The organism is Spirosoma oryzae (assembly GCF_003002825.1).
GTDB lineage: Bacteria > Bacteroidota > Bacteroidia > Cytophagales > Spirosomataceae > Spirosoma > Spirosoma oryzae.
On the sequence record NZ_PVTE01000007.1, the window covers coordinates 196314 to 214347 of the forward strand.

Genomic DNA, 18034 nt, shown 5'->3' on the forward strand with positions numbered 1-18034 from the left:
CGGGATCAGGCCCGACAGGCTTGACAAACAGGGGGCTGTAAACAAGGTGCGGGGAGCAGCTTATTTGCACAGTATAGCCGGTTAAGTAACGCAAACCGGGCTATTCTTTCGACATCGCATGGTTAAAGAGTCTGCCTGCCGTACTTTTGACCAAAAGCCTGAATGATTAGATGAAACTTTTTCGCTTCGGTCCTAGCGGCCACGAACGGCCCGGCGTCGTTCTCCCATCCGGTCAGTCGATCGACGTAACCCACTTTGGTGAAGACTACGACGAGTCGTTTTTTACAACCGACGGCATTGCCCGGCTGACGCATTGGCTGGAATCACACGCGCAGAACTGCCCCGAGGTAGCGCCCGACGAGCGGTTTGGTCCCTGCGTAAAACGACCCTCGAAGATTATTTGCGTCGGGTTGAACTATGCCAAACACGCGGCTGAAACCAATGCGCCTATCCCGGCAGAACCTATCCTGTTCTATAAAGCCACGACAGCACTGTGCGGCCCGAACGACGATGTCGTCATTCCAAAACGGTCCGAAAAAACCGACTGGGAAGTCGAACTTGCTATCGTGATCGGGAAGCGGGCCAGCTACGTCGAGCTTGATCAAGCGATGGACTACATCGCCGGTTACGCGCTGCACAATGACTACAGCGAACGCGCCTGGCAACTGGAACGCGGTGGTCAGTGGGTGAAAGGCAAGAGCGCCGATACCTTTGCTCCGCTGGGGCCGTACCTGGTCACGACCGACGAAATCACCGAGCCGAACAAGCTGCCCCTCTGGCTGACACTGAACGGCGAGAAACTCCAGGACTCGAACACCGACGACATGATTTTCGACGTGCCGACACTGGTGAGCTATATCAGTCAGTTCATGACCTTGCTGCCGGGCGATGTCATCTCGACGGGTACCCCCGCCGGCGTTGGTCTGGGTCTGAAACCCCAGCGCTACCTGAAGCCCGGCGACGTCGTCGAACTGGGCATCGACGGACTAGGACAACAAAAACAAACCGCAGTAGCGTATACAGAATAATAGAGTGAATGAATGATTGAGTGATTGAATGTTTTGCGACAGCCTATTCAATCACTCAATCAGTCATTCGCTCAATCACTCATTTTCCCATGACCATCGACGCACATCAGCATTTTTGGCAGTACAATCCGGTACGGGATAGCTGGATTACCGACGACATGGCGGTGATCCGTCGTGATTTTCTACCCGAAGATCTCGAACCGGTGCTACAGCAGAACGGCATCGATGGGTGCGTGGCCGTGCAGGCCAGTCAGTCGCTGGAAGAAACCTGGTTTCTGATGCAGCTGGCGCAGGCCTACGACATCGTCAAGGGTGTGGTGGGCTGGGTCGATCTGACGGCTGCTGATCTGCGCGATCAGCTTACGGATCTGGCGCAGCATTCGGCCCTGAAAGGGTTTCGGCATGTTGCCCAGGCCGAGCCTGACGATTTCCTGACGCGTCCGGCTATCGTCAAGGGCATCCGGCAACTGGCTGAATTTGGCTTTACGTACGATATTCTGATTTACCCGAATCAGCTGAAAGCCGCGCTGCACCTGGTGCGGGAAGTACCGGAAGTGAACTTTGTCATCGACCACATGGCGAAGCCGTACGTCAAAACGGGTGAGATTACGCGCTGGTCGAATTTCATGACGCAACTGGCCGCGCAGCCCAACGTATCCTGCAAACTGTCGGGACTGGTGACGGAAGCCGATTGGCAGCACTGGAGCAAGCGCGACTTCTTCCCGTACCTGAATTTCGCCTTCGAAAGCTTCGGCCCCGACCGGCTCATGTTTGGCTCCGACTGGCCGGTCTGTCTGGTTGCTGCCAACTACACGCAGGTCAAAACGCTGATCGAAGAATACGTCGATCCCTGGGGCAACGACGTCCGCGACAAGGTGTTCGGCACTAACGCCACGACCTTTTACCGGCTGTAGACTCTCCACGTACCGAATACTGTACACTGAAAACCGATTATCGAAACCCTACCTCTTTATGGCATTGCCAACACCAACTACCCCCGTTAAGGTAAAGCCCGGCTCGGGGGGGAATTACGGCCTGGCGTTCGGGCTGGTCACCAGCCTGTTCTTTCTGTGGGGACTGGCCAACAGCCTCAACGGCTCGCTCATCAAGCAGTTTCAGATTGCCCTCGATCTCAACCGGTTTCAGGCCGGTATCGTCGACTTCGCCTTTTACCTCGGCTATTTCTTTATGGCCTTGCCGGCGGGTTATGTCATGCGCCGGTTTGGCTACAAGCGCGGGATATTGCTGGGCCTGATCCTGTACGGCGGGGGGGCGCTTCTGTTCTATCCGGCCGCCGAAGCCCGCGTCTACAGCTTCTTTTTGGTCGCGCTATTTACGATGGCGTGCGGTATCGCCTGTCTGGAAACGGCGGCTAACCTGTACGTGACCGTGCTGGGCGATCCGGCCAAATCGGAATGGCGTATCAACTTCTCGCAGTCGTTCAACGGCATCAGCATCATCATGGGGCCGATAATCGGGGCTCTGTTCATCTTCTCGAAAACCGAATACACGCCGGAGATGATGGCAACCATGGCCCCGGCGCAGGCCGAAGCGATTCGCGTGCAGGAAGCCCTGTCCGTGCAGGGACCGTACCTGGTTATCGGAACAATCATCGCGCTGGTGACGATTCTGTTCGCCGTGACGAAGATGCCCGAAGTTGGGGAGGAAGAAGAGGAAAGCAGCAATGTATCGATCGGACGGCTGTTCCGGCACCGGCATCTGGTACTGGGTATCATCGCGCAGTTTGCCAACGTCGGCGCACAGGCCGTACTGTGGGGCTACTTCGTTGACCTTAAACTCGACTTTTCGCGGGACATTCACTGGGGACCTGCGCTGGGCTTCATGCACCTGATCAACGGCCTGACGGGTAACGAAGGTGGTCAGCTGTCGGCGACGCAGATTGCTGGCTTCCACGCGTCGTTTGCGCTGGTGTTGCTGATGCTGGGTCGCTTCGTCGGTACGTTCCTGATGACCAAAATGCGGCCGAATCTGGTCCTGACGATTTTCTCTGCCGTCGCCGTGGCGCTGGTTGCCATCGCCATTACCGCCGGTGGACTGACCGCCGTTATCGCGCTGAGCTTCGTTTATTTCTGTCAGAGCATCATGTTCCCAACCATCTTCGCCCTGGCGACGAAAAGCCTGGGTGCCGAATCGAAACTGGCTTCATCGCTGGTGATTATGAGCATCGTCGGCGGTGCACTGATGCCGCTGGTCGCTGGTGGCCTGTTCGAGCGGGGCGCGGTCTATGCCCTGATCGTACCGCTGGTCTGCTTTGCGTATATCGTGTTCTTCGCGGCCAACGGCTACAAGATTACCTCGACGGATTTGCATACACCCAACACCCCACCTGAACTCGTTCCCTGATATGCGTTATTGCCTTGCGCTCGACTTAAAAGACGACCCTGCCCTGATTGCCGAATACGAACGGCAGCACGAAAAAGCGCGTCCAGAAATTGCCGACAGCATTCGCTCGGCCGGTATCAACGACATGCAGATCTTCCGGGCTGGCAACCGCTTGTTCATGATCATCGAAACCGACGACGATTTCTCGTTCGAAACCAAAGCGGCCATGGATGCCGCCAACCCAGCGGTGCAGGAGTGGGAAGCGTTCGTCAGCACATTTCAGCAACCGCTGCCCTTCGCCAAACCCGGCGAAAAATGGGTGCCGATGAAGCAGATCTTCGCGCTGCAAGAAAGGTAAATAGTTATCGTAGTAGAAGAACCTGATTGTTGGTTCTCAGGCTCATTAGCAGACTTTCGCTGATCCGAAAAATCGACTGACTAATGAGCCTGACTCTGTTTAAGCGGGTTATTGAAAATACAACGGATTATATTTTGTCATGCTGACGCAGGAAGCATCTTCGCTAACAACAAAATAGTTTTCCTTCCGAAGCTGCTTCCTGCGTCAGCATGACAAAACATGTTTCGCAACGAATTAAGCTATATATAACAAAGAACTTGTGCTTGCATAAAAAATATGGTTCCGTATGTACTAGCCTATTTGTCGATTCTACTTGCTTTTGTCGCCGTCGGGTATACCCTTCAATGGATAGCCAAACGACTGGGACATCCAAAATTGGGTAAGAGATTGTTAGTTAGTAGTTATCTACTTTTTGTTTTGTTTACTGCATATATGATTTTCGAAGATCAGCTCTTTTCCAAGAGCGATGCTGAAGAGTTGTTAACAGAGCAGAATGTTAAACTAAAAGATGATTTCGAACTACTGAAAAATGAATCGATGTCAGCTATCGGAGACTACTATCACACGTTTACGCTAAAAATTACAGAAAATGATAGGCGTAAGCTCATTCGTTTGATCATAGACTCGCCGGATTTCAGTCATAAGAAAGATGAAACCTGGATAGACGATAGCTTGTTTCAAACGCCGAATCGGTATACAGGAAGAAGAATTATCCGTAACTATGCAACAGATCAATTTTTTGTGAGAGAGTTGTTTGAGCCACAAGGTGATGGATATGCGCCTACGTTTAGAAAAATAAAAATCGATAAGGATAGTAATATACTTGTGTTCGAGGATATTGACGAATAACCTATTTTTGATCTACGTGAATTAATTCATTGGTTTATTAAACTGTGAAGTGTGTTAATAGTCGTTTACTTATATAGCCCGTAGTTTTTTTATTCCTTGCGCCTGCGAATGCTCAGATAATTAATCGAGAAGGATATAAATATAATGAATCGACGACCGAATGTGCTTGTGGTTTGTGGGCGGAATAAGAAGCGGAGCCGAACGGCCGAACATATCTTTAAAAATGACGACCGCTTCAATATTCGCTCGGCGGGTTTAAGTCCGCAAAGTGATCATAAACTCACCGAGAATGATTTAAACTGGGCAGATCTGGCCTTCGTTATGGATGCCGGGCAACGGAACAGAATTCGGGATCAGTTTCGTCAATTGGATTTGCCAGACATCAACGTCTTAAATATTCCTGATGACTACGAATTCATGGACGAAGAACTAATCGATTTGCTAACGGATCGTATTACCAGCACGATGAAAGTCGTGTATGATTTGTAGGAAATGGGCACGTTTAGGACACCTCAGGAGAAAAAGCGACTGAGCTATCAGTTCGACCGGCGGGACGATTATATGGAGGGCAATAAAAGTTCGCGCAAGGGTATCCGGTGGCGAAAACGCTGGGTCAACCAGACGTATCGTCATCATATCAAGCGCATTCTACGGTCGCCAATCGATCAGACCAATACGGATATTGTAGAAAATCAGCTAGCTGAAACGCGTAGGCCCCTATGGCGAAAGACCCCACATCGACCATTGGGGCTGTACCTATACGAGCGAGGAAAAATAGAGCTTGCAAAAGTTGAAAATCTGACGTTTCGGGTTCACGACGAAGGCCCTTTGTTCGGGTCAAACCATTATGACTAAACCAACCTTACTGGCTGCCAGTGTATGCTGGCTTGCTATAACTGCGCTTGTGTTGACAGCGTACAGCCCTGACAGGCTCAGCAGCTATCGCACGACTAGCTATTTGCCTAATAAGGCGTTACGAACCGGGGCCGATCAGACGGAGCAGTATGTGCCGTATTTGAAAGGAAAACGGGTGGCGATTATGGCCAATCCGACATCGATCATTGGGAAGAAACACCTGGTCGACAGTCTGCTTAGTCGCGGCATAACCATCGTTAAAGTGTTCGGGCCTGAACATGGCTTTCGGGGGAAAGCCAGTGCGGGGGTGGCTGTGAACGACGAGCGGGACAGCACGACGGGTATTCCCATTGTGTCCCTGTACGGCAAAAAGAACAAGCCTACCCGGCAGGATCTGGCCGACGTCGACGTGCTCATCTACGACCTTCAGGATGTCGGCTGTCGCTTTTACACAAATATCAACGCCCTTGTCCGGCTGATGGACGCCTGTCAGGAAAGCAACCTGGAACTGCTGATTCTGGACCGGCCCAATCCCAACGGCTACCTGATCGACGGTCCGATTCTGGACATGCGGTTCAAGTCAGGTATCGGTCAGTTCCCCATTCCCGTCGCGCATGGCCTGACGGTGGGTGAATTTGCTCAGATGGCCAATGGTGAAGGATGGCTGGCGAATCAGGCGAAGTGCCGACTGAAAATTATCAGCGTGGCCAACTACACGCACGACACGCCGTACACATTGCCCGTTGCGCCCTCGCCGAACCTGAACACGCAGCAGGGTATCCTGCTCTACCCGTCGACCTGCCTGTTTGAAGGTACGTACCTCAACCACGGACGCGGTACGTATTTCCCCTTTACCGTCGTCGGTAGTCCGGAACTGAAAGGAATCTATCCGTTTTCCTACACGCCCACGGGCATAAAAGGCATGGCCGAAACGCCCTTGTTTGCGGATCAGGTTTGCTACGGCCTCGACCTGCGCACCTACGATGTGAACCGGATGCGTAAAAGCCGGCAACTCAACATAAGCTGGCTGATCGAGCTGTACAATGCGCACCCGCACAAAGAGAAATTCTTTGACAACAAATTGAGCAAGGAAATGGGTACCATCGAGCGACTGATCGGGACCGATACGTTTCGCAAACAGGTCATGGATGGCGTGTCGGAGAAGGCCATCCGGGCGAGTTGGGAACCCGGCCTGACGGCCTACCGGACGATGCGGAAAAAATACCTTCTTTACCGGTAAGAGTCAGTCGGCAACTACTGGCTAAAATTGGGTACTAGCTTATGACCTGTTAGCTAGTTCAACGTCAGCGAACCCAACTACTACAAACCCGAATGGTATTATCGTAGCTGGGTTCGCTGACGTTGTAACAGCTAACAGGCACAGGCAATTTTTTGTCCGGTAGCAGCGGCTTGTTTACCCTCCGTCGCGTACCCATCGAACTTCCACCACTCAATGCCTCCTATGAGTTCTCTGACGGTAAAGCCGAGCTTCGTCATGTTCAGGGCCCCTTTCGTAGACGCGTTACAGCCAATTCCATCACAGTAGGTAACATAGACAGCCGATCTGTCTAGATGTTTGGTGGTTTCTTCATTCATCTCCCGGTGCGGAATATTGATAGCTGTGGGAATGCGTTCGGCTTCATAACCAAACGGCTTTCGAGCATCAAGCGCTATAACATTTTCGCCATTGGTCAGCGCGTCGAACAAGTCCGACGGGTCCATCTCATACGCTAGTTTGTTCTGATAGTGGTTTAGTTGCTCATGCATAATTACAAATCAGTTAGGTGAACGATGGGCCAAAGCTATTGTAGTCTAATTGACCATAAAAACGAAAAGAATTCATCGTATACATCAAAATTTCTCATAAAAAGATTATTTATACATGGTCTATTTTTGTGCTTTTCTTTAAAAAATGGAAATCAGACATCTCCGTTTAATTAAGGCTATTGTCGAAGAAGGTAGTATTACCAAAGCTATCGATAAGCTACACCTGACTCAGTCAGCCCTTAGTCACCAACTCAAGGAAGCAGAGTATCAGGTGGGTACGAAGCTATTTTTAAGGCAAAATAAGAGATTGGTTCTGACAAAGGCCGGAGAAAAATGGTACGAGACGGCCACTATGGTGCTTGATAAACTGATCGAAACGGAAAAGGAAGTCAGATCCCTGTTAATCGGTGAAGTTGGAGAAATTAGAATTAGCACTGAATGTTACTCAAGTTATCACTGGTTGCCTTCGGTATTAAAGCAGTTTCATCTGCTGTACCCAAATATCGAGTTGAAACTTGTTGTTGAAGCGACCCATTATCCACTAAAGAAATTGCTCGATAATGTATTGGATGTGGCGATTATAAGTGATGTACTGGAAGAGGCTACCATACAGTATATTGAGCTTTTTCAGGATGAAGTTGTAATGGTCGTTGCAGAAAATCATCAGTGGGCTACTAAAGCATACGTATTGGCTGAAGATTTTGTGAATGAACATTTGTTTATTCACTCATTACCGTTGGAGACCGTAACAGTTCATCAGTTCTTCTTAGCTCCGTCTGGTGTATCGCCCCAAAAAATAACGCCCCTGCCGCTTACAGAAGCCTCGATCGAGATGGTAAAGGCCGATATGGGGGTAATGGCAATGGCGAAATGGGCGGCATTGCCATACCTCAAAAACGGGGAACTGAAGACAGTAAAGATCGGCAAGAACGGATTGAAGCGGAAACATTACATTGCTTTTCGTGCCCATCAGGCGTATCCGGCTTATTTCGAACGCTTTGTCGAATTCTTACAATCCGAAATTAACCTGCAATGGAATACGTAATTAGAAAAATTCGGGAAGGGGAACTTAGTCAATTGATTGAATTATGCCGACGACACGCTGAATTTGAGCAAGCGGAGTACACGTCAACGAATAAAGAATCAGCGCTAAGAGCGGCAATTTTTACTAGTGGTCAGAAACTCTTCTGCTACGTCATTGAAGTCAATTCTTGCTTAGTTGGCTATTTTACGTACACGTTCGATTTCTCAACCTGGGATGCTGAGAAGTTTTTACACGTAGATTGCGTGTATCTAGACCCACCATTCAGAGGGCTCAGGATCGGTGAACATATTTTCAACGAGTTGAGAATTGTTGCTGACCAAACTAGTTGCGTCAATATTCAGTGGCAAACGCCTGTTTTCAATGATAGAGCTATCAAATTTTACAAGCGTATTGGTGCAATAGGTAAGGATAAAGTTCGGTTCTTTATTGATTTGTAAAGCGTGAGCATATGTACCAAATAGTCTCGTTTCCTACATCTCATACGCTTGACTAGCTTACCAACGTTCACCAAAAATAATCCGCTAATCTGTTGAGATGCTGTATCCTGCCATTGCAAACGAGTTGATCGAACGAGCCAACCACGATTTGGCCGTTCGGCAGCAACTGTTCGACGCGGGTAAGCTGTCGGGTGGGTATGACCCGGACATGGAAGCGGTCCACCTGAGCAACGCCCGATGGCTTCAGACGATAATCAGTCAGATTGGCTGGCCAGCGCGGGAGCAGGTAGGGGAGGCCGCTAGTCAGGCGGCCTGGTTAATCGTTCAGCATGCGATCAGTTTGCCTGACTTCATGAAACAGGCGTTTGCCCTGATGAACGCGCAGAAACAGACGCGCACGATCGACCCGGTCAACCTCGCTTTTCTGTCCGACCGGATTGCCATGTACACCGATCGACCTCAGTCGTACGGAACGCAATTTGTCAGCGATGAGCAGGGGCGTCTCGTACCGTACCAACTCGACGGGTCGCTGGATCAGGTGAATCAACGGCGTCGGCAATTGGGGCTAAACACCGTTGCGGAGCGGATGGCGCAACTGACTGTGGAACAGAATAAAACGCCGACGGCAGCCGACCGGCGGGCAGAACGGGAAAGCTATGACGCCTGGCGCAAACGAGTCGGCTGGATTACTGCATAGTTGTTAAGTTAACAGTATGAAAACTAATTACTTGACTAACAGACCTAAACGGTTTTCAAAACCGTTTAGGTCTACACGCGAACGATGAATCCACAAGTAGCATTTACCCTCAGACCCTGGGCGATGAGTGATCTAAATAGCCTGGTCAAGTACGCCAACAACTGGCAGGTTGCTAGGAATATGACCGACAAGTTTCCGCATCCGTACACGGAAGCCGACGGGCAGTCCTTTATCGCGTTTGCGACGGCTGACAGTCCGATTCATCTGTTTGCCATCGACGTTGAGGGGGAAGCCGTTGGTGGTATTGGGATTCATCCGCAAACCGACATTCACCGGAAAAATGCCGAACTCGGCTATTGGCTGGCTGAGCCTTTCTGGGGACAAGGAATCGTCCGTGCCGCGATAAAACGAGTTGTTGACTTTGCCTTCAAGACGTACGACATCGATCGCGTTTTCGCCCGCCCGTTTGGTACTAACGCAGCGTCACAGAAAGTACTGGAAACGAATGGCTTTGTACTGGAAGCCCGTTTTGACCGAACGCTTTACAAAAACGGAGAATACGTCGATGAACTGATCTACGCGGTGAGACGGCAGGACTGGATAAGTGGGTAAAGAACAGTTGAAGCAGTGGACAAATGCATTGATATACTGTGCGATAGCTTCTATATGATTTTCATATCGATCTGCGGAATCTTCGTCGCATTTTGGTCAGCGGTGTTTTCGATTGGATCTGCCCAAACAACGCAAAGGCTACTCGCTGAAGAAGGTATAGTTCTTCTAGTCATGAAGCGATTCGCTGCGTTCACGTTGCTGGGAGTTGCTCTATCATCAATCATAGCGCTTGGTAGTGTCCTAATTGTTGCACTCAGTAAACAGAAAGATTTTTCAGAGCCACTGCACGTATTGATAGTTTCAACTGTCTTTCAGACCGTATGCGCTTTAGTAGGCAGTATGTTGTTTGCCTACGGACTATCGTAAGTAATAATCCTGTTCCCGGAAGGACACGGTAAACACCGTGATGGCCTTCTCATGCAGTCGAGCCCCTTCGACACGCACATAGAGTCCGGCAATACATCCATTGTCGGAAATTTTTTTTGCCAGATATGTAAAGTTTGCTTGCTATTATGTAAAACTAAATTTACACTTGTGCTGTCAAATAAACTTTACATAGCATGCAGGCAAAATGGTTGTTTCCACATCGGTACCGGCTGATTGGCTGGGTTCTTTTCGTGCCGTCTCTACTCCTAGGTATCGCCAATCGGTACGGTGGGTTTATGGTTAAGTGGCTTACGGTGAAAGGTACATTTTTTCAAGGCTGTTGGGATGGAAGTTGTATGAACAACCTGACCGACGAACTGGCCGGACTGGGTATGATTGCCGGACTTTTGCTAATCGCATTCTCCAAAGAACAGGTTGAGGATGAAATGATTAGTCGATTACGGCTGGAAGCGTTGCAGTGGAGTATCTACGCCAATTATGTAGTTTTGGCAATCGCTATGCTGGCTGTCTATGACACTGCGTTCATCGATGTCATGGTTTACAACATGTTCACGGTACTGCTGGTGTTTATCGGGCGTTTTCGCTGGCTCCTGCACCGGCATACGAACACCCTGCTGACCTTATGAAAAACCGGCTGAAAGTGTGCCGGGCGGAACAGAACCTGTCGCAGGCAGAGCTGGCCGACCGGATCGGGGTGAGTCGGCAGACGATCAATTCGATCGAAGCAAACCGCTATGTGCCGTCGACGGTGCTGTCGCTGAAAATAGCCCGGGTGTTCGACCAGCCCGTCGAGGCTATTTTTCAACTTGACGAGACGGACTAACCCGATCGAAAGCGTTCAGCGGTGGCTGGACGCTTTTTTTATGTCGTTCGGCTAAATCAGGCGTCGGCCTTATCTTTACCAACAGTCACGAATCTTCTTTAACGCATCAACTCCATGAAAAAATGGCTGCTTAGCCTGTCGGTATGCGTCGCGGTGCTGCCCGCCCTCGCGCAGACCCCACCCGCCCGACCCACCAACACCTTCGTCCGCGACAATTTCCAGAAAATGGAATACGACATTCCCATGCGCGACGGCACGAAGCTGCACACCAACGTATACATCCCCAAAGACGCGTCGGCGACCAACAAGTACCCGTTTCTGATGCAGCGGACCTGCTACAGTGTGGCACCGTACGGCCCTGATACCTATCCCAATGGCCTGGGTCCGTCGGGAACGCTGATGCGCGACAAATACATCTTCGTGTATCAGGACGTGCGGGGGCGCTGGGCGTCGGAAGGTACCTGGACCAACATGACACCGACCGTCACCGATCAGCCGTCGGCGGCCGAGTTGAAGAAACGCGGCAAAGCCCCCGCCCGACAGTCGGCACTGGCGGTCGACGAAAGCTCGGATACGTACGACACCATCGACTGGCTGCTCAAAAATGTGAAGAACAACAACGGCCGGGTGGGGCAGTGGGGTATCAGCTACCCCGGCTTTTACACCATCGCCGGAGCCGTCGGGGCGCATCCCGCCTTGAAAGCATCGTCGCCACAGGCTCCCGTCTCGGATTTTTTCTTCGATGACTTCCACCACAACGGCGCATTCATTCAGGCGTATCTGTTCACGTTCCCGGTGTTCGGCGTTCAGCACCCCGCGCCAACGACAAAGGCATGGTACGAAAATGATATGATCAACACGGGCTCGAAAGACGGGTTCCAGTGGCAGTATGATCTCGGTCCGTTGAAAAATGCCGACAAGTACTACAAAGACAATTTCTTCTGGCAGGAGACGGTCAACCACCCCAACTACGACGAGTTCTGGCAGAAGCGCAGCATCATCCCGCACCTGAAAAACATCAAGCATGCCGTCATGACGGTAGGCGGCTGGTTCGATGCGGAGGATCTGTACGGTCCGCTGACGATTTACAAGACGGTTGAGAAGAACAATCCCGGCACGTACAACACGCTTGTCATGGGGCCGTTCGGGCACGGTCGGTGGTCGCGCGAGACGGGCCATACGATGCACAGCAACGTGTATTTCGGCGACAGCATCGCGACCTTCTATCAGCGGAATATCGAAGCGAAATTTTTCGACCATTTTCTGAAAGGCCCCGGCGACGGCAAAACGGGACTGCCCGAAGCGTATCTGTTCAACACGGGTCGTAACGAGTGGAAAACCTTCGACAAGTGGCCTGCCCCCAACGCCCAGCCCATGCAGCTCGCCCTGCGTAATGGTGGTAAGCTCGACATGGGTGGTAAAGGCAACGCCAGCGCCTTCTCCGAGTTCGTCAGTGATCCGGCCAAACCCGTACCGTACACGGAAGACAATACCACGACGCTTGGCTTCACCCCGTTCAATTATATGTCGGAAGATCAGCGTTTCGCCAGCCGTCGCCCCGACGTGCTGACGTTCCAGACCGACGTGCTGACCGACGACGTAACCCTGGCGGGTGAGCTCATGGCGAAACTCAACGTCAGTACCACCGGTACCGATGCCGACTGGGTCGTAAAGCTGATCGACGTGTACCCGCCCGACGAGCCGAATCATCCGTATATGCCGAATAAGAACATTACGCTCGGCAACTACCAGCAGATGGTCCGGTCGGAGGTGATGCGCGGCCGGTTCCGCAACTCATTCGAAAAGCCCGAACCCTTCGTGGCCAATCAGGCAACGCCGGTGAACGTTCGCTTGCAGGATGTGCTGCATACATTCAAGAAGGGCCACCGGATTATGGTACAGGTGCAGAGTACCTGGTTCCCGCTGATCGACCGGAACCCGCAGAAATACGTCGACAATATTTACAAGGCCGACGCGGCTGACTTCCAGAAAGCGACGCACCGCGTCTACGACGACTCGGTTATTGAGGTATCGGTGCTGAAGTAACCGTACCTGTTATTTAGACGAGTAGATAAATCGAAGCCGGAACCTGTTCGCAAACGGGTTCCGGCTTTTCCGTTAAGTGTAACCAAAACGAAAAAAAGTAGTCAAAAGAACAGCTAGGGATTGGTCGGATACGCATCAAAAGATTGGCTGCCGGTTGTACAATAAGGTTGGCCAATTGAGACGGACTCCGTACATTTCTTGGTGATTACCCTCCGTTTGGGGCCGTTCATAGAAAATAGGCTGCGGTAACAGCAGTACTGTCCACCTTTGTAACACCCCCGACGGATACTACTAGCCCATAAAAAAAGTACCAATACCAACACTATGTTGATTCTCAGTTTCGTCTACGCTGCCCTCCTGCTGTATCTGGGGCTAAGCGTACTGTACCTGACCGTGTTTGCCGTCGCCGGTCGCTTCGGTGGTACCGACGACGTAGACCCACAGGCCATACCGACGGTCTACCGAAAAATTGGGGTGCTTATCCCGGCCTATAAGGAAGATGCGGTCATCATCGAGTCGGTGCAGGCGAACCTGCGGCAGCAGTACCCCGCCGACCGCTTCGAACTGATCGTAATCGCCGATTCGATTCAGCCGGCCGTGCTGACACAACTGGCGCAGTTGCCCATCCGAATCATCCCTGTCTCGTTCGAAACCTCGACCGTTTCAAAGGCCATCAATGCGGCATTGGCACAGATACCAGCCGGGCAGTACGACGTGCTGATGGTGGCCGATGCCGATAACCACATGGCTCCTGACTTCCTGAGCCGTATCAACCTGGCATTCGAGCAGGGCTGGCAGGCGGTGCAGGGGCACCGGGTAGCGAAAAATACCAACACCAGCGTGGCGGTGCTGGATGCGATCAGCGAAGAAATCAGCAACCACCTGTTCCGGCAGGGAAGTCGGGCGCTGGGGCTGGCTTCGTCGATCATCGGGTCGGGGATGGCGTTTGAACCCGAACTGATGCGGGCCGGTATGGCGAAGCTGCACACGATGGGCGGCTACGACAAAGAGCTGGAGATGAATATCGTGATGGCGGGCCGCTCGATCGGCTACCTCGCCGACGCGTATATCTACGATGAAAAAGTAGCGAGTAAGGCCGTATTCGAAAATCAGCGTACCCGCTGGATTGCGGCACAGTGGCAGTTTCTGACGAACTATTTCCGGCCCGGTCTGCGCGAACTGGCTGCGGGGCGTATGATGAGTGGGTTCAAACTGATTCAGGCTATGGTATTGCCACGGGTGATGCTGCTGGGCGTGCTGACCCTGCTATCGGCACTAAGTTTGCTGGCCACCCGGCCTTTCTTCCAACTGACGGCTCCCGTATTACTGCTTGTTTTCGGGTTCAGCCTGGTGATTTCGGTCCCGAATTACCTCTGGAAACGACTAACGGTTCGGGAATTGCTACTGCTTCCGATGCTGATGCTTCGCTTTGCGCGTGCTGCGTTGAACATGCGCAAGGCGTTCCGTCGGTTCATGCATACACCGCATACCGGAACCCCTGACGTTCAGTTGCAATCAAATAAATCCGTTTAGTCAACAGCGCAGTGACAGCTGTCCGGAAAAGCAGTCTGAACAACTAGAGTAGTAGCGTAGTGCTCGGCCGGAACAGCCGGGCATCGTCAGTAACAGCCTGGCGACAACGCTTCATGATAACTGGTTCAGGGTTTGACGGTCTGGGTGTACTGCGTTGTCAATACCTAAACGTCTAGCGTCGAGTGCTGCATCCCGCGCTCTTACAACAAGTATGAAAGTAGTTGGTAATCGTACAGTCGTACAACTAAGTATAGGATTAGGCTTGCTGCTGGGGCTGCTGATCAGTCACAACAGTGTTGGGCAGGCCCCGAATAAAAGTGTTCGTGGATTAGTCTCCTTCGGGCAGTCGGCGGGCGTTACCGGCGATACGTCGGTACTCGACGTCGACAAAGACATTGCCGTGCAACTACTGCCGTTTGACGAACTGGTCAGAATTGCTACCACCTATTCACCCCTGCTCAAATACCAGAACGAGATCGCCAACTCGCTCGATGCCGGCTATCAGATTTCGAAGCTGCAAGTATTGCAGAATATGTCGGCATACGGTGGGTACTCGAACGGTAACCAGGCCATCGTGTCCTCAGGGGTAAACATCGTCAACGGGGTCGATCCGGTGGCGCAGATTGCCAACGGGTACCGGTTTGGGGTGGATCTGCGGGTTACGCTGTACGATCTCTTCGGGCGCAAGCAACAGATGAAGCAGGCGTATTCGAACTACCGGGCTTCGATCGTGCAGAAAGACATTATCGCCCAGGACATCCGCCGGGCGCTGATCGGTATCTACCAGGATATGATTACGACACAGCAGGTGCTGAAAACGCGGCTGCTCGATGAACAGTCGTCGCTGACAGCCTACCGTATCGCCGAGGCCGAAACGCAGAAGGGGCGGGGTAATGCTGAAACGCTGGCCAATGCCGTTAACCGTTATGCGCAGGCCAAGTCGTATTCGGAACAGGTAAAAGGCGACTTCATCAAGAACGTCCGCTACTTTGAAACCATCATGGGGCAACCTATCCAACGGTTAAAACGAATTAATTAATGTCTATCAACGCACTGTTCAGGCTGTTTAAGCAGAATCTGCTCTGGATTATTCTGTTGCCGGTCGTCACGGCCGCGACAGCCTGGTACGTTACGCGCAATACCCAGAAAACGTACCGCTCGGAAGCTACCTTATACACGGGACTGGCGTCGGGGTACACGCTGCTGACCGACCGGGTAGGCCAGTCGATGGACCGTTCGTCGAGTGCGTTCGACAACCTGCTTACTACGCTCAACTCCAAGGAAACCCGCCTACAGGTCGGGGTTTCGTTGTTGAACGATCACCTGCGGCTGCAACAGCCCGACTCGCTGGTGCTGGGTCCGGAAGGATTCGACCAGCTGCACCAGGCAATCCCGGCCGACTGGCAGCCCTTTCTGCTCGGCGAACCGGATTCGCTGCGCCTGTGGACCCGGCTCGACAGCCTGTCGAAAACGGCCACCGACAACCCGGTTAAAGAACTACTGCTGAAATCGTCACTGCCGTATTCGATCAACACCATCGCCGATAAATTGCAGGCGTCTGCCCGGAAAAATACCAACGACGTGCTGCTGATGGAATACGAGGCCAATGACCCGGCCGTCGCCCAGCAGACGCTGCGGTACGCCATCGACATCCTGAACCGGCGTAACTCGTTTTTCAAAACGTCGGAAACCAAGTCGGTCGTAAGCTACTACGAAGATCGGCTGAAGGCGGCCAAAGATAACCTGAGCAAGGCCGAAGCCCGGCTGCGGGCGTTCACCATGCAGAACAAGGTGCTCGATTACGACGAAGAAGCCCGCACCGTAGCCGCATCGCGCGAAGCCCTCGACCAGGAGTATAACCGCGAGCTGATGCACCGGGATGCCGCAAAAGCGGCCGTCGATGCGGTGGCCCGGCAGATGGCAAAACAGGGTGGCTCATCGGCAACAACCAACGAACTCAACGAAAAACAACGCCGGCTGACGGCGGCTGAAAACCAGTTGTCGAACGCGAAAGCTTACGGGCAGTCGCGGGCGACCCTGACGCGTTTACAGGCTACTGTCGATCAGCTGTCGAACGAACTGAAATCCAGTGCCCAGAAGTATTCGTCGGCGGGTAGCTCGCCCGATGCAATGCCTGCGCAGACCATGCAGAACGACTGGCTGGCGAAAACGCTGGAATACGAAGAATCTGTGGCCCGGCTTCGGGTCTACGAACGACGCCGGAACGAGTATCAGGCGAAAACCAGTCAGTTCGGCCCCTTGGGCTCGCAGCTGCGGCAGTTGAACCGGGATCTGGAGATTGCCGAAAAAGAATACCTGGCTCTGTTGCAAAACGTTGAGCAGTCACGCACGCGGCAGCAGGACGTCGCCGTGGGTGGTAAGCTCGAAGTGCTCGACGCGCCGGATTATCCACTAAGCCCACTGTCGTCCAAACGGATGCAACTGGTCATTGTCGGGGCGGGTGTTGGCGTGTTCCTGGCGCTGCTGTTGCTGGCGCTCCGCTTCTGGCTCGACAAACGGATTCAGTCGCCCGAGCAGGCGGAACAACTGATCGGGCGACCCCTGACGGCGCTGTTCCCGCTGGTGCGGAAGCCGCAGGTGTACTCGAAAGTAACGCGGGCGTCGCGGGCCATGATGGAGCAACTGCTCAATACCATCAATATCGAAATTGCGCAGGCTGCCGGTAAGCCATATCCTCCGCTGATTACGCTGTTCAGCGTGCGGGCCAAACAAGGCAAAACCTGGCTGGCCAACGGACTGATCGACGCCTACGCAAATGCCGATCAGCAGGTGGCGTACTGCTACCCACGGCAGACGGGGCGCGAACGGCGGCAGGACCGGCCGGGGGTTACCTATTTCCCGTACACCGTCCGGCCCGACTTCATGAACGTGACCGGGCTGGATTACCTGCTCGACGCGGAGCATAATTTCGACGCGTCTCAGTTCGACCGGATCGTACTGGAACTGCCGTCGCTGATGAGCAGTCAGATACCGGTATACCTGCTCAAGTCGAGCGTGCTGTCGATCCTGGTGGTCGATGCACAGAGCGCCTGGGGACGGGCCGAGAAGCAGTTGCTGAGTTTGTACCTGCGCGTAACCAATCAGCCGCTATTGACGGTGCTGAACAAGGTGGAAGAGAACTATGTCGACGTGCCGACGCAGGCCGACAGCAGCGAACATCCCCTGCGTACCGATTCGGAACGACCCTTACAGCCGACGCGACTCAACCGCTGAGGAGGCCGTATCTATCCACT

At 52.6% G+C, this 18034-nt stretch carries 18 protein-coding genes; 17 read left to right on the top strand and 1 reads right to left on the bottom strand.

The features are described 5' to 3' along the window. Window positions 1–170 precede the first annotated feature (170 nt). The 7 genes from CLV58_RS10185 (at window position 171) to CLV58_RS10220 (ending at window position 6673) form a co-directional block, all read left to right on the top strand. Complete coding sequence (locus CLV58_RS10185) at window positions 171–1028, top strand: fumarylacetoacetate hydrolase family protein (RefSeq protein WP_106137686.1); 858 nt, start codon at window positions 171–173, stop codon at window positions 1026–1028. Window positions 1029–1117: 89 nt separating this feature from the next. Beyond that, complete coding sequence (locus CLV58_RS10190) at window positions 1118–1942, top strand: amidohydrolase family protein (RefSeq protein ID WP_106137687.1); 825 nt, start codon at window positions 1118–1120, stop codon at window positions 1940–1942. A gap of 58 nt (window positions 1943–2000) precedes the next feature. Continuing rightward, window positions 2001–3392 carry an L-fucose:H+ symporter permease gene (gene fucP / locus CLV58_RS10195; protein WP_106137688.1) on the top strand — a complete coding sequence of 464 codons (1392 nt, stop codon included), beginning with the start codon at window positions 2001–2003 and terminating at the stop codon, window positions 3390–3392. Window position 3393: 1 nt separating this feature from the next. Further along, a complete protein-coding gene (locus tag CLV58_RS10200) occupies window positions 3394–3729 on the top strand; it encodes an L-rhamnose mutarotase (RefSeq protein WP_106137689.1) in 336 nt (111 codons plus the stop codon). 432 nt (window positions 3730–4161) lie between these two features. Then, window positions 4162–4578: a hypothetical protein gene (locus CLV58_RS10205; protein ID WP_146141406.1), complete on the top strand. Its 417-nt coding sequence runs from the start codon at window positions 4162–4164 to the stop codon at window positions 4576–4578. 144 nt (window positions 4579–4722) lie between these two features. After that, window positions 4723–5067 (top strand): low molecular weight protein tyrosine phosphatase family protein, encoded by a 345-nt coding sequence (locus CLV58_RS10210; protein ID WP_106137691.1) that lies wholly within the window; start codon window positions 4723–4725, stop codon window positions 5065–5067. A gap of 358 nt (window positions 5068–5425) precedes the next feature. Then, complete coding sequence (locus CLV58_RS10220; protein ID WP_106137693.1) at window positions 5426–6673, top strand: exo-beta-N-acetylmuramidase NamZ family protein; 1248 nt, start codon at window positions 5426–5428, stop codon at window positions 6671–6673. 131 nt (window positions 6674–6804) lie between these two features. On the opposite strand, the gene CLV58_RS10225 is transcribed toward CLV58_RS10220, so the two are convergent. After that, window positions 6805–7200 carry a rhodanese-like domain-containing protein gene (locus CLV58_RS10225; protein WP_106137694.1) on the bottom strand — a complete coding sequence of 132 codons (396 nt, stop codon included), beginning with the start codon at window positions 7198–7200 and terminating at the stop codon, window positions 6805–6807. Between the two features lie 145 nt (window positions 7201–7345). Here CLV58_RS10225 and CLV58_RS10230 point away from each other — a divergent pair, with 145 nt between their 5' ends. From CLV58_RS10230 to CLV58_RS10280, 10 genes are all read left to right on the top strand, one after another. Then, window positions 7346–8245: a LysR family transcriptional regulator gene (locus CLV58_RS10230; protein ID WP_106137695.1), complete on the top strand. Its 900-nt coding sequence runs from the start codon at window positions 7346–7348 to the stop codon at window positions 8243–8245. Next, on the top strand, window positions 8233–8682 hold the full coding sequence (locus CLV58_RS10235) for a GNAT family N-acetyltransferase (RefSeq protein WP_106137696.1): 450 nt from the start codon (window positions 8233–8235) through the stop codon (window positions 8680–8682). The genes CLV58_RS10230 and CLV58_RS10235 overlap by 13 nt, the downstream gene beginning before the upstream one ends. A 97-nt stretch (window positions 8683–8779) precedes the next feature. After that, the gene (locus tag CLV58_RS10240) at window positions 8780–9379 is read left to right on the top strand and encodes a DUF6624 domain-containing protein (protein ID WP_106137697.1); all 600 of its coding nucleotides are present in this window, start codon (window positions 8780–8782) and stop codon (window positions 9377–9379) included. Between the two features lie 84 nt (window positions 9380–9463). Continuing rightward, on the top strand, window positions 9464–9991 hold the full coding sequence (locus CLV58_RS10245; RefSeq protein ID WP_106137698.1) for a GNAT family N-acetyltransferase: 528 nt from the start codon (window positions 9464–9466) through the stop codon (window positions 9989–9991). Window positions 9992–10713: 722 nt separating this feature from the next. Next, the gene (locus tag CLV58_RS28745) at window positions 10714–11004 is read left to right on the top strand and encodes a hypothetical protein (protein ID WP_245882296.1); all 291 of its coding nucleotides are present in this window, start codon (window positions 10714–10716) and stop codon (window positions 11002–11004) included. Further along, window positions 11001–11201, top strand: coding sequence for a helix-turn-helix transcriptional regulator (locus CLV58_RS10260; RefSeq protein ID WP_106137701.1), 201 nt, complete (start codon window positions 11001–11003; stop codon window positions 11199–11201). Before CLV58_RS28745 ends, CLV58_RS10260 begins: the two co-directional genes overlap by 4 nt. A 114-nt stretch (window positions 11202–11315) precedes the next feature. Then, a complete protein-coding gene (locus CLV58_RS10265; RefSeq protein ID WP_106137702.1) occupies window positions 11316–13247 on the top strand; it encodes a CocE/NonD family hydrolase in 1932 nt (643 codons plus the stop codon). Between the two features lie 324 nt (window positions 13248–13571). Further along, a complete protein-coding gene (locus CLV58_RS10270) occupies window positions 13572–14780 on the top strand; it encodes a glycosyltransferase family 2 protein (RefSeq protein WP_211300839.1) in 1209 nt (402 codons plus the stop codon). Window positions 14781–14991: 211 nt separating this feature from the next. Further along, window positions 14992–15819, top strand: a complete 828-nt coding sequence (locus CLV58_RS10275; RefSeq protein ID WP_106137703.1) for a TolC family protein — start codon at window positions 14992–14994, stop codon at window positions 15817–15819. Beyond that, window positions 15819–18014 carry a GumC family protein gene (locus tag CLV58_RS10280; protein ID WP_211300840.1) on the top strand — a complete coding sequence of 732 codons (2196 nt, stop codon included), beginning with the start codon at window positions 15819–15821 and terminating at the stop codon, window positions 18012–18014. Before CLV58_RS10275 ends, CLV58_RS10280 begins: the two co-directional genes overlap by 1 nt. Window positions 18015–18034 lie beyond the last annotated feature (20 nt).